This is a genomic window from Marinobacter sp. SS21 (assembly GCF_028369065.1).
GTDB lineage: Bacteria > Pseudomonadota > Gammaproteobacteria > Pseudomonadales > Oleiphilaceae > Marinobacter.
In genome coordinates this window covers 410,907-423,815 of record NZ_JAQNDA010000002.1, presented here as the reverse complement: position 1 = coordinate 423,815, position 12,909 = coordinate 410,907, and the positions used below count along the sequence as shown (strand labels likewise).

11 protein-coding genes are annotated in these 12,909 nt (G+C 59.9%); 7 read left to right on the top strand and 4 right to left on the bottom strand.

All coding sequences use genetic code 11. The features are described from left to right. Window positions 1–90: 90 nt before the first annotated feature. The 7 genes from N6L25_RS04185 (at window position 91) to yjgA (ending at window position 5,909) form a co-directional block, all read left to right on the top strand. On the top strand, window positions 91–1,611 hold the full coding sequence (locus N6L25_RS04185) for an RNA polymerase factor sigma-54 (RefSeq protein ID WP_271978312.1): 1,521 nt from the start codon (window positions 91–93) through the stop codon (window positions 1,609–1,611). Between the two features lie 125 nt (window positions 1,612–1,736). Continuing rightward, window positions 1,737–2,045 (top strand): ribosome hibernation promoting factor, encoded by a 309-nt coding sequence (gene hpf / locus N6L25_RS04180; RefSeq protein ID WP_271978181.1) that lies wholly within the window; start codon window positions 1,737–1,739, stop codon window positions 2,043–2,045. Between the two features lie 142 nt (window positions 2,046–2,187). After that, a complete protein-coding gene (gene ptsN / locus N6L25_RS04175) occupies window positions 2,188–2,658 on the top strand; it encodes a PTS IIA-like nitrogen regulatory protein PtsN (protein WP_271978179.1) in 471 nt (156 codons plus the stop codon). A gap of 27 nt (window positions 2,659–2,685) precedes the next feature. Beyond that, window positions 2,686–3,567: an RNase adapter RapZ gene (gene rapZ, locus N6L25_RS04170; RefSeq protein WP_271978177.1), complete on the top strand. Its 882-nt coding sequence runs from the start codon at window positions 2,686–2,688 to the stop codon at window positions 3,565–3,567. A 7-nt stretch (window positions 3,568–3,574) separates the two neighbouring features. Continuing rightward, on the top strand, window positions 3,575–3,844 hold the full coding sequence (locus tag N6L25_RS04165; protein ID WP_271978175.1) for an HPr family phosphocarrier protein: 270 nt from the start codon (window positions 3,575–3,577) through the stop codon (window positions 3,842–3,844). Between the two features lie 143 nt (window positions 3,845–3,987). Next, entirely contained in the window at window positions 3,988–5,349 is a 1,362-nt protein-coding gene (mgtE, locus tag N6L25_RS04160; RefSeq protein ID WP_271978173.1) for a magnesium transporter, read from the top strand. 26 nt (window positions 5,350–5,375) lie between these two features. Then, window positions 5,376–5,909, top strand: coding sequence for a ribosome biogenesis factor YjgA (yjgA, locus tag N6L25_RS04155; protein WP_271978170.1), 534 nt, complete (start codon window positions 5,376–5,378; stop codon window positions 5,907–5,909). A gap of 38 nt (window positions 5,910–5,947) precedes the next feature. On the opposite strand, the gene N6L25_RS04150 is transcribed toward yjgA, so the two are convergent. Genes N6L25_RS04150 through N6L25_RS04135 form a run of 4 tightly spaced genes read right to left on the bottom strand, consistent with a single transcriptional unit; the run spans window position 5,948 to window position 12,906 of the window. Next, the gene (locus N6L25_RS04150) at window positions 5,948–6,799 is read right to left on the bottom strand and encodes a carbon-nitrogen hydrolase family protein (RefSeq protein WP_271978168.1); all 852 of its coding nucleotides are present in this window, start codon (window positions 6,797–6,799) and stop codon (window positions 5,948–5,950) included. Between the two features lie 28 nt (window positions 6,800–6,827). Then, on the bottom strand, window positions 6,828–10,781 hold the full coding sequence (locus tag N6L25_RS04145; RefSeq protein ID WP_271978165.1) for a YhdP family protein: 3,954 nt from the start codon (window positions 10,779–10,781) through the stop codon (window positions 6,828–6,830). Between the two features lie 29 nt (window positions 10,782–10,810). Next, window positions 10,811–12,292: a ribonuclease G gene (gene rng / locus N6L25_RS04140; RefSeq protein WP_271978163.1), complete on the bottom strand. Its 1,482-nt coding sequence runs from the start codon at window positions 12,290–12,292 to the stop codon at window positions 10,811–10,813. After that, complete coding sequence (locus tag N6L25_RS04135; protein ID WP_271978161.1) at window positions 12,289–12,906, bottom strand: Maf family protein; 618 nt, start codon at window positions 12,904–12,906, stop codon at window positions 12,289–12,291. Before N6L25_RS04135 ends, rng begins: the two co-directional genes overlap by 4 nt. Between the last annotated feature and the right edge of the window lie 3 nt (window positions 12,907–12,909).

The window sequence follows — 12,909 nt, the reverse complement described above, 5'->3', positions numbered from 1 at the left end:
ATACGCAAGACTTTTTTGTCATAGCGGTGAGTCACGACGAGGCCAGACGGGCACCGGGAGCGAGTAGGTGACGGAAGTTAAATCATGGTAATGAAAGCCTCTCTTCAGCTGAAACTGGGTCAAAGCCTGACCATGACGCCCCAGCTGCAACAGGCGATCAGACTGCTTCAGCTGTCCACGCTGGACCTGCAACAGGAGATCCAGCAAGCCCTGGACTCCAACCCCTTGCTGGAATCCCAGGAGGACGACGATAGCCTGGAGGCCGACGCGACGAAGAACGACGAAGCCGACCGCGCGGATCACGGCGACGACGACACCGCCACCGCAGACACCGACAATAGCTGGGACGAGGAGCCACCCGAGGAATGGCAGGCGGACAACAACGCCGACGACAACATTCCCGACGATCTGCCGGTGGACACCGCCTGGGATGACATCTACCAGCCCGCTCCTGCGCCGGCAAACCGCGTCGACGACGAAAACGACAACGATTTCGAGACTCGCAATTCTCCGACGGAAACTCTGCACGATCACCTGGAGTGGCAACTCAATCTGACGCCGATGAGTGAGCGCGATCAGGCCATCGCCCACTCGTTGCTGGATTCGGTGGATGACCGAGGCTACCTCAGCTCCGACCTGGACGAAATCCACTCCGGCCTGATCGACGAAGACGATGACGACCCGGTCGAGCTCGATGAGGTGGAAGCGGTGTTACGGCGACTGCAGCATTTCGACCCGCCCGGGGTGTTTGCGCGCAGTCTGCAGGAATGCCTGCTGATCCAGCTCAACCAGCTGCCTGCCGACACCCCCTGGCTGCCCCAGGCCCGGTTGGTGATCACTCATTACATCAATCTGCTGGGTAACCGGGATTACGCGCAACTGCTGCGCCGCAGCCGGCTCAAGGAAGACCAGCTCAAAGAAGTGCTGGCCCTGGTCACCCAGCTCAATCCTCGTCCTGGCAGCGCCATCGACCAGGCCGAACCGGATTACGTCATCCCCGACGTCATCGTCCGAAAGCACAACGAACGCTGGCGTGTGGAGCTGAATCCTGAAATTGCACCACGCATTCGCGTGAATGCGAGCTATGCTTCACTTATAAGACGTGCAGACAGCAGTGCAGACAACACATACCTGAGGGATCAGTTGCAAGAAGCCAAATGGTTCATCAAGAGCCTGCAAAGCCGCAATGAAACGTTGTTGAAGGTGGCGACGCGGATTGTCGAGCATCAACAGGGCTTCCTTGACCACGGCGAAGAGGCCATGAAGCCGCTTATCCTGTCGGATATTGCCCAGGCTGTGGAAATGCATGAATCGACCATATCCCGGGTTACCACCCAAAAGTTCATGCATACACCCCGGGGCATTTTCGAGCTGAAGTATTTCTTCTCAAGCCATGTCAGCACCAACGAAGGCGGCGAATGCTCATCCACGGCCATTCGCGCCATGATCAAAAAACTGATCGCAGCCGAAACACCCAAAAAGCCATTGAGCGACAGCAAAATTGCCGCCATGCTAGGAGAACAGGGAATCCAGGTCGCTCGCAGAACCGTCGCCAAGTATCGCGAGGCCATGCAGATTCCGCCGTCGAACGAGCGAAAACGATTAGTGTAGACCAGGGTAGCGCAGGTCGTCCGAAGGCCTGACTCTGGCATGCAGGGATACATCGCTACCGCCACCGGCGATAGCAGCCCCGCCAGTGATCCGTGTCGCTGGCAAGCTAACAATAGGAGACGCCTATGCAACTCAACATTTCAGGTCATCACGTCGAACTGACTCCGCCTCTCAAAGAGTATGTATCTGGCAAATTCGAAAAGCTCGAGCGCCATTTTGACCACATCAGCAATTGCCAGGTCACACTTGAAGTCGAGAAGGTACGTCAGATGGCGGAAGCCACATTGCACGTGATTGGCGGTGAGATTCACGCAAAGGCTGAAAATGAGGATATGTACGCGGCGATTGACGCATTGGTGGACAAGCTGGATCGTCAGATCCTGAAGCACAAAGAGAAAAATATCGATCGTAAGCATGGAAACGGCGCGCGCTAAGCGGTAGCCTTGCCAGCTAACGATGATGGAGCCTCTGATTTACTCCGGATCATCTCTGGCATTCAGAGGCACCATAAGACTGATCGCGCTGCGGTACGTGCCACGTACCGCAGCCTTTTTTTAACGGATAAACTGTCGATTCATGACGGATACTACACTCACCATAGACACCATCCTGACACCGGAGCTCACCCTTTGCCGCGTGCCAGGAAGCAGTAAAAAGCGTATTCTGGAACACATCTCCGAGGAAATTCATCGGAGACAGCCAGAGCTCAGTGACAGCCAGATTTTCAATAACCTGGTGTCCCGCGAGCGGCTGGGGAGCACAGGCATCGGCCAGGGCATTGCGATCCCCCATTGCCGTCTGGAGGGGTGCGACCAAGTGATTGGGGTGTTGGTAACGCTGGAGGAAGGCGTGGCGTTTGACGCCATCGACAATCAGCCGGTGGACTTGCTGTTCACGCTGATCGTACCGAAAGAGGCGACCAGTGAGCACCTGGAACTGCTCAGCCAGTTGGCGGAAAAGTTCAATGACCACAGCTTCTGTGACCAGCTGCGCCAATGCGCTGATAGTGACACCCTGTATAAACGCATGATCGGAGCCAATCAGTAGCGAACGTCTTTTCAGGGGTAAGGGGTTATGAAGCTGATCATTGTGAGTGGTCGTTCCGGATCAGGCAAAAGTACCGCTCTGCACGTATTGGAAGACCTGGGCTACTACTGCATCGACAATTTGCCCATTGGCCTGCTATTCCCACTAACACGCGAAGCCACGGTCAAGGAAAGTACCGCCCGGCTCAAGCGCATCGCAGTCAGCATCGACGCCCGCAACCTCTCGGACGAGATTGCCAATTTCGAGGATATCCACCACCAACTGCGACAGACCGGTGCCACCATCGAAACCATTTTCCTCGATGCCACCGACCAGGCCCTACTACAACGTTTCCACGCCACCCGACGCAAACACCCGTTAAGCAACGATCGCACCTCCCTCAAAGAGGCTATTGATAGCGAGAAACACCTGCTGGAACCGATTGCCAGCCTCGCGGATCTTTTCGTAGACACCACCGAACTGTCGATCTACGAACTGCGCGACATGGTCAAGCAGCGCGTCATCGGGCGACGGGAGCAGGAGCTGGCGCTGTTGATCCAATCCTTTGGCTTCAAGCATGGGGTGCCGGTGGATTCCGATTACGTGTTCGATGTTCGCTGCCTACCCAACCCCTATTGGGACACCAGTCTGCGCAAGTTTACCGGCATCGACCAACCGGTGGTCGATTTCCTGGAAAACGAGCCTGCGACCCTGAAGATGGTGGAGGATCTCACTCATTTCCTGGAACGCTGGCTGCCCTCCTTCGGCGAGAGCAATCGCAGCTACATGACCATTTCCGTCGGCTGTACCGGCGGCCAGCACCGCTCCGTATACATCTGCGAGCAGCTCGGCAAGTTCTTTGCCGAGCGCTACAACAACGTCCAGGTCCGCCATACCGAACTGCCCCACCTGAAACACGTCGACTCCTGAGCCACCTATGATTCGCCAGCCTGTAACCATCATTAACAAGCTCGGCCTGCACGCCCGAGCAGCCGCCAAACTCGTTGCCACCGCCTCGGAATTCGAAAGTAACATCCAGATCGTCAAGGAGGACCGGAAGGTGGATGCCAAAGCGATCATGCCGGTAATGATGCTTGCCGCCAGTAAAGGCACCGAGATCGAACTGGTCATCTCGGGCGCGGACGAGGACCAGGCCCTCGACAAATTGCTTGAGCTGATCAACGATTACTTTGGCGAGGGCGAGTAACCCGCCGCTGCGGCATTCACTTACAACTCTTTCTCACTACCGCAACGTAAGCCCGCTATAATACTTAAGTTTCCGCTCATGCCGCCGCGCGGCGCGGGAATCGGCCAACTGCGACGAAACCGCTCAGTACGCTTGGGTAACTCATGACGGATATTCTGGAACAAAGCCAGGCTCGCCAGCGCCTCCGCTCCCTCGGAGAGGCTCTGGACAGTGGTGCCCTGAAACAGGTGGCACGTATCCTCAATGGCGGCCTGAGTCCCAGCGATATCGCTCACCTGCTGGAATCCTCCCCACCGCGCCAGCGGGCGCTGCTGTGGAACCTGGTCGATAAGAGCCTGGAAGGGGAAGTTCTCCAGTACCTCAGTGACGACATTCGGGGTTACTTCCTCAGCAAACTGAACGCCCAGGAACTGGCCGATATCATCGAAGACTTTGAGTCCGATGACCTGGCCGACCTGCTGCAACAGCTGCCGGACACGGTTATCCAGGAAGTCCTGGATACCATGGACGAGCAGGACCGGCAGCGGGTGGAAGAAGTCCTCGCCTATCCAGAGGACACCGCCGGCGGCCTGATGAATACGGACACCATTACGGTTCGTCCGGACATCAGCATTGACGTCGTGCTGCGTTACCTACGTCGCCACCGCTCACTGCCACCGATGACCGACAGCCTGATCGTGGTGAGCCGGAAAGACCAGTTCATTGGCATGCTGCCGATCACCAAGATGCTGGTCACCAACCCGGCCACCACCGTGCGGGAGGTCATGGACACGGGCATTGAACCAATCCCGGTGACGCTTTCCGACACCCAGGTCGCGACGCTGTTCGAGCGCTACGATCTGATCTCGGCGCCGGTGGTGGATGAGGACGGCAACCTGCTGGGCCGCATCACCATCGATGACGTGGTAGACGTCATCCGGGAAGACGCCGACCACTCCCTCATGAGCATGGCCGGTCTCGACGAGGATGAAGACACGTTCGCCCCAGTCATGAAAACCTCCCGCCGTCGTGCGGTCTGGCTAGGCATCAACCTGATCACCGCGTTCATCGCATCCGCGGTGATCGGCCTGTTTGAAGGCACCATCGAAAAAGTGGTGGCCCTAGCCGTGCTGATGCCGATTGTAGCCAGTATGGGCGGCATCGCCGGCAGCCAGACACTGACCCTGGTGATTCGAGGTATGGCGGTGGGCCAGATCAGCGGAGCCAACGTCCGTTGGCTGCTGAACCGGGAGTTCCTGGTCGGCGTGCTCAATGGCCTGCTGTGGGCACTGGTGGTGGCAACCGCCGCCACCCTGTGGTTCAAGGACCCGTTGATCGGCGCGATCATTGCCGCAGCCATGGTCATTAACCTGTTGGCCGCAGCCTGTGTCGGCACTTTGTTGCCGCTGTTCCTCAAATCTCGCAACATCGACCCCGCCCTCGCCGGCGGGGTCATACTCACCACCGTCACCGATGTGGTAGGATTCATGTCCTTTCTGGGGCTGGCGACCATCTGTTACGCCTGACCTGTTCATCAAGCCGGATAGCCGTTATGTCTGATTTCGACGACCACCAAGATGACTCCGAACTGGAGTGGGACAAAAGCAAGTCCCAGATAAAGCGGGAAATGCAGGCCCTGCAGGATTTGGGAAAACAGATGCTCAATCTGTCACGGGAACAGCTGGACACCTTGCCCATCAGCGACACGCTCCGCCGGGCCATCGACGAATCCCACCGCATTCGCCAGCACGAAGCGCGCAGGCGTCACCTGCAGTACATTGGAAAAGTCATTCGTCAGGAAGACGATATCGATCAGGTGCGTCGATCCATTGAGGCATTCCACGCCGGCAGCGAGGAGCACACTCGACGCCACCATCTGGCCGAACGCTGGCGGGATCGGCTGATCGGCGAGGGTGATACCGCGCTAGCGGAATTTATCGACTACTGCCCAGGCGCCGACATCCAGCACCTGCGCAACCTGACCCGAAATGCCCGCAGAGACGCTGAGCAGCAAAAAAACACCGGCCTGAGCAAGAAGCTGTTTCGCTATTTGCGGGAATGCATCGACGAGGGTGAACAATCCTGAGGCTACGCTTTAAGATTGCGGCCCGCTCATAGGATGTCCTACAGCCTGCGATGCCCCCAAACCGGCATTCGCTGTCGTACCTTCGCCAGCCGTTCGGGATCAAGCTCAGCGCTCACCCAACCCGGGCCCTCATTCTGGCGTTCGGCGACCACCACGCCCCAGGGATCGACAACCATCGAGTGGCCGAAAGTGTGTCGCCGCGGGCTGTTACGACCGCCCTGTCCGGCGGCCACCATCCAGAACTGATTCTCAATGGCTCGGGCACGAATCAGCGCATGCCAATGGGCCTCCCCGGTCATGTAGGTGAAGGCACTGGGCAGCGCCACCCAATCCGCTCCCTGTTCCCGCAGTTTCCGGAACAGTTCGGGGAAGCGCAGGTCGTAACACACCGCCAGCCCCAGCACCCCGGCCGGGGTGTCCACCGTGACCACCTCCTGTCCCGGCTCGAAGGTGTCGGATTCCCGGTAGCGGCCATGGGCATCGTCCACGTCGGCATCGAACAGATGCACCTTGTCGTAGCGAGCCACCTGCTGCCCGCGGTCGTCGTACACCAGGCAGCTGGCACGAACCCGCCGCTCCATTGCGCTGCCATCGGGCCGCTGCGCCAGCGGCATGGAACCCCCGACAAGCCACATCCCCAGTCGCCGAGCCTGAGCGGACAGAAAGGCACGAATCTCCCCGTCACCGTCGCATTCGCGGCGGCCCTGCGCCACCATCTGGGCCGCCTTCAGAACGGCGAAGTTTTCCGGTAACACCGCGATCTTGGCCTTGGCCTGCGCCGCCGCTTCGAGCAGTTCCCGGGCTTCCCGCAGGTTCTCCTGCACATCGCCACCGCTGACCATCTGAATACCGGCCACGCTGGTACCAGTGCCTGACAATGCCGTCCCCATGCCGCCCTCCTACCCTTGCGGGTTAATCTCAGTTACCGGTATCGAACACGTTACGCAGACGCACTTCCGGCTGATCCCAGCTGCCTTTGACACTATAGGTGGCGCTGGTGAGCCGGCTCAAGGGATCGCCCAACACCTTGTCCAAAACAAACAGCGCGCCACCGATGGGCGCTGACGCCCCCATCAGGAGCGCCGCCAGCGGCAGGTTCTGGGTCAACGGCAACACCACCACCAAACGCATATCGAGAGACTCGTCAATCATGTTACTGGACCCGGACAACTTGAACGCGCCCGACGGTCCGACAATTTGCAGTTCCGGAGCCCAATTCAGCACCCCGCCCCGGAGTTCCGCCGTTCCAGAGATGGCATCGAAGGCGACGCCAGCCTCATAGAGGTCGGAAAAGTCCAGCTGCAACCGGCGCCACAGGGTGTCGGCATTCAACACATTGAACAGCCGGAACAGCTGGGCGGTGTTGTTGCTTTCCAATATAACCCCGTCGTCGAGCCGGATGCTGACCTCGCCTTCCAGCTCGGTCAACTTGAAATCATCGGGTCGGCCCGGCCAGTCAAGGTCCAGCAGCAGCTGGCTGTTTTTGTTCCGCAACGGCGCCTGTGTCCCGATCAGCAGCGCCATGTCGCCCAGGTCCTCGCCTGAGACCTCCCCCTTCAATCGGGACATCTGGCGACCTTCGAGTATGTCCCAGTGCAGGTCACCGTTGAAATTCAGCGACTCGATCTGGCCTTCCAGCGCGGAAATGTGCAGCGACTGGGCGCTGGGCAAGAGCTTGAACCTCCAACGGCCCAGGGGACGATCATCCATGCTCAGGGCCTCGATGCGGACCTGCACCTCGGGCCATCCTTCCATGGTCATCGCGCGAAACGCCGCGACCTGCTCGCTTGCGGTCATCGCTGGCCTGGTCTTGGGCTCTTCGCTGCGATCACTCATCAGGGACAGCGACGCCAGGTTCACCTCGACTCCCGCCGACGGCCTCAGGGGCAAAATCAGGCGACCGGTTACCCGCGATGACGCGGTATCGATCGTCCAGCGATCCTGATCCAGGCCGGCTGCCACCCGCACATTGGGGAAACTCTGCCCCAGCACCTCCAGCTCGGCAATGGTCAGGGTGATGTCGTTGAGCCAGCTGGCCACTTGCTCGGTGTACTCAGCAGCATCGACGTCGCCGCCCCCTGCGCCAGCGGAAAGCCGCCCCCAGCGTTCGTTCCAATCATCCATATTTACCCGCTGGACCCGTCCGGACAGCGTCAGGCCGGGCGATGCCAACCGCTCAGCGGACTGCGACCCAAACACCACATGCCCCCGCTCAAATCCGGTGTCCCCCCATTCCACCCGGAATGCAAGCCGGTCATTCCAGACACCGGCAAGCTGTAATTGGCCCTGGTCACCGGGCTCCAACACCGCCTGCAACGGCACGAACTCATCGGACCGTTTACCGAGCGGGGCTGGCCAGTCGATTTCGGTGCCCAACAGACTGCTGTACAGCGATAACTCCGGCGAAGCCCCCTTCGCCAGCCCCAGGCGAGCGGTGTAAGCGAACTGGCCCGCCAGGCCTGCGCCCTGGGGAGGGGATACGGACAAGAGGTCGAAGAAGCTGGATACCGAGAGTTCGCCGGTCTGGGACAGAGTGAAGTGATGCGTACTGGGGTCGTAATCAAAGCCCAGCCTGACCGGCTGCCCCATGAACAGTCCCCTCAGGCCCGACGCCTGGAAACCGCTGCGACTGTCAAACCTGACCTTGCCCGCGAGCTCACGCCAACTCAGGCTTGCCCCGGGGTAGCGCAGTTCACCGTTGCCGGTCTCAGCGGTAACACGAATTCCCACGTCCCGATCACCGGAGAGCGGTATTTCCAGCCCGAGCGCCAACCGATACTGCCCGTCCAGCTCCACCGTATCGGCGGTCAGACCCGATAACTCGCCCAGCGGCGTGTTCGCCAGCCAGTAACTTACCGCCGGCCCCGGCACGTCCGTTTCTGTGTCCACACGCACCAGGAAGTCGCCCTCCTCGACCACCGCCTGTACCCGAGTGTTTCGGACCTCCAGGCCACCGGTCCTGGCCGAATCCAGCCAGACCTCGGTGGCGCCATCGTGCACCACCACGGTCCCGTTCGCCTGCTCAACCTCGGGCCAGTCGGAGCCGTAGCGTACGACGCCATCGCTAAACCGATAGCGCATGGACGACGTGAAGGAACGCCGGGGCGCTCCCTGATTGATCTGACCATGCCCATAGAACACACCTTCGGCTATGTGGGCGCTGGATATCGCGGTGGTCAACCACTGGTACAACTCGGGCGCAACCTTCTTGCTGGGAACGAAAGTGGCCAGCATGTCTGCCGTGCCATTGCGAACCGCCACCATGAGGCCCAGGTTGTCTTCACCGTCCCGGTCCATACGAAGATCGAAGGCACCGCTCAGTTCGGTGATTTCGGCCAGCTCGGTCTGCTCTCCATAACGCAGCTGAATGGCATCTGAAAACACCCGGAGCAACGGGCCATCGAACAGCCAGGATACCGTTGCCTCGGCCTGAGCCAGTTGCCAGCTGTTGGCATACAGCAGCGGGAATCCCAGGGTAATATCCGGCCCGGAAACCCGAACCGTACCACCGCGGCGATTGGCCGAAATCGTTCCCACCGCGCCGGCGATTTCAGGTGCGCCCCGAAAGGCCTCAACACTGACGTCATTGAGGTCGGCCCGCAGACCGAACTCTGGGCCTTCGGCACTGGTGGGGATGGTGAGCCGGAGATCATCGAGCTGGCCTTCCGGTCGATACCCCAGCAGCGCCCGGTTGGCGCGCTCGGGCAGCACGCCCAGGCGGCTGGCCAGACGGCCCAGGGGTCCCAGCGGCAGCCCAGAGGCGTAGGCATGAATGGCGTGACTGTGGTGGGTCAGGCGAAGGTCGAACCCCTCGGCCCAGTCATCCAGCCACAGCCAGCGGAGGTTGCGAAGATGCAGCTCGCCACTCAGCAGATCGTTGTCGGCGACCGGCCGACGTGCCCGCCAGCCAAACTCGAAGGCTATATTTTCCAGCGGCGCCAGCGACTGTTGCTGCGCCCGGAGCTGCAGGAAGGGCACCTCCAGATGCCCGCTCACCTGCTCCATTAAGCCGTTTCGGAATGTCAGCCAGGCCTGGCCGCCGACATCGAAGCCCTCAATGCTCAGCCCGCGCCACTGGTAGGTTCCCGCCAGCTCGTCAAACAGCCGGCCCGAATTCAGGCCGATATGGAGCTGTCCGGTAAACTCACCGCGAAAGAAATGCTGCCCCACCAACGAAAAGCTGGCCAACTGATGGGTAGTGCCAGCCTGCATCGCCCGGCCCGAGGCGGAAAACAGGCCGCGTACGTAGTTGAGATCCAGCTGGGGAATGTCGATGTGCTTATCTTGCTGATCCGGCGAGCGAAGCGCCAGGTTGACCCGGGTAATCCGGACCGAAGGATCAGACAGCCATTGCCCGACACGGGTGAACCAGTTACCGCTGATTGATTGGGGAGACGGTGGGGACGACGCTGGTTGGCCAAGACCTTCCAGCAGAATTCGTCCATCGTCGGTCTGACGGAGCGCGAGATCCAGCCCGTCCGCGGCGAACTCGCCGAAGACCACTCTCTGCCGGAGCAACGACGCCAGGCTGTCCAGGCGGATTGTCAGATAATCCAGCCTGGCCAGGAAGGGTTCGGCATGATCCGGACTGGACGCCACCCGAATTCCCCGGGCCTCGATAATGGGGTCGAGCCAAGTCCAGCGCGCACTGAGAGAGTCAATGGTGACGTCTTGCCCGAGGCGAGCGGACAACGCCTGCGACAGATCGTCGCGATAGCTGTCGATGTTTTCGGTGAACTGGCGGCCGATGCCCGCATACAGGGCCAGCAAAATAAGTGCCGTGAGCGCGAGCCACCACACCAACCCGGCCAGGCGTTGGAGCAAGGTGATCGGCCGCCCGGCATCGGCTACCGTCGCGTCAATTCTTGACATGACTTCCGCCAGGGCCCATCAACGCCACCTTAGAGCAATACCACATCGTATTGTTCCTGGCTGTAAAAAGGCTCAACCTGGAAGCGAATGCTCTTGCTGATGAATGTTTCGAGATCGGCCACGTTGTCGGACTCCTCATCCAGCAATCGGTCAACCACACTCTGTGAGGCCATCACCAGATAGCTTTCCGCCTCGTAAGCCCGGTTAACCCGGAGGATTTCGCGGAAGACCTCATAGCACACCGTTTCCGCCGTTTTGAGGAAGCCCCGGCCATCACACACTGGGCAGGGCTCGCACAGCACCTGACCCAGGCTCTCGGTGGTGCGTTTGCGGGTCATCTCCACCAGCCCGAGTTCAGAGACCCCGGTGATCTTGGTCTTGGCGTGATCCCGCTCCAGCATTTTTTCCAGCATTCGATGAACCTGGCGCTGGTGCTCGGTATCTTCCATGTCGATAAAATCGATGATGATGATACCACCGAGGTTGCGCAGCCGAAGTTGCCGGCTGATGGCCCGGGCCGCCTCCAGGTTGGTCTTGAAGATGGTTTCTTCCAGGTTGCGGTGTCCCACGAAGGCACCGGTGTTGATGTCGATGGTTGTCATCGCCTCGGTCTGGTCAACGATGACATAGCCACCGGACTTCAGCTGGACTTTCCGACTCAGCGCCTTCTGGATCTCATCTTCGACACTGTACAGATCGAAAATGGGGCGCTCGCCAGGGTAATACTCCACCTTATCGGCAAACTCGGCAACAAACTCCTCGACGAACTCCACCACCCGTTGGTGACTTTCACGGCTGTCGATGCGGACTTTTTCGGTTTGCGGACGAATCAGATCGCGAATGGTTCGAATAAACAGGGGAAGATCCTGATAAACCACCGCAGGCGCGTTCACCCGGTTGATGCGCTCGTGAATGGAGTGGCTCAACCGGTGCAGGTACTTCATATCTCCGATCAGATCTTCCGACGAGGCGGATTCGGCGGCAGTGCGGATAATGTATCCCCCCTTCAGCTCCCCTTGGGAGGCGGCCTCTTCCTCAACAATGCCCTTCAGGCGGGCTCGCTCAGTTTCGTCCTCGATGCGCTGGGAGATACCAATGTGATTGACCCCGGGCATGAACACCAGGTAGCGGGATGGAATGGAAAGCTGGGTGGTCAGGCGAGCCCCTTTGGTTCCGATCGGGTCTTTGGTGACCTGCACCACCAACGACTGCCCTTCCCGGAGTAAGGTGCGGATATCCGGCACTGTTTTGGGGGAGTCGCCGGGTTCGTCGTCGTTGGACTGCCCATTGACCACATCGGAAGCATGGATGAACGCGGCCCGTTCCAAACCGATATCGACAAAGGCCGCCTCCATACCGGGCAGCACCCTTACCACCTTGCCGCGGTAAATGTTGCCCACGATGCCCTTGCGGCTGGTACGCTCAATGTAAGCCTCCTGAAGCATGCCGTTTTCCACCAGGGCCACTCGGGTCTCCACCGGCGTGACGTTGATCAGGATTTCTTCACTCATTGAGTCTCTCCGTTATCAATCTTGCTCACGTTATTGTTATTCCAGCCGCGCCAAACCGGGCAACCGGCATCGGCCAGCAATTCGGCGGTTTGTTCCAGTGGCAGGCCCACCACGGCGCTGTAACTCCCCTGGAGGCGATCTACGAACACGCCGCCAAGACCCTGGATACCGTAGCCACCGGCCTTGTCCATTGGTTCCCCCGTAGCCACGTAGGCGGCGACTTCCGGTGGCGCCAGCTGCCGAAAACTGACATCCGTGGTCACCAGCCTGACCCGGCAATCGCCCCGACAGACCACCGCAACCGCCGTTAACACCTGGTGCACCGAGCCGGACAAAAGATCCAGCATGGCCGCGGCCGCCTCCACGGAAGGCGGTTTGCCGAGAATCCGGTCACCCAGCACGACGCTGGTGTCTGCGCCAATCACCACCCCGTCACCCTCGCGGTAGATCGCCAGCGCCTTTTCCCGGGCCATGCGAATCACATAATCAGTTGGAGACTCCAACCGCCTGGGAGTTTCATCGATATGGGCTGGGGAGACGGTAAAGTCCACCCCGATCTGGGCGAGCAACTCCGCGCGTCGGGGGGACGCCGAAGCAAGTACAATCTGCGGCATGGG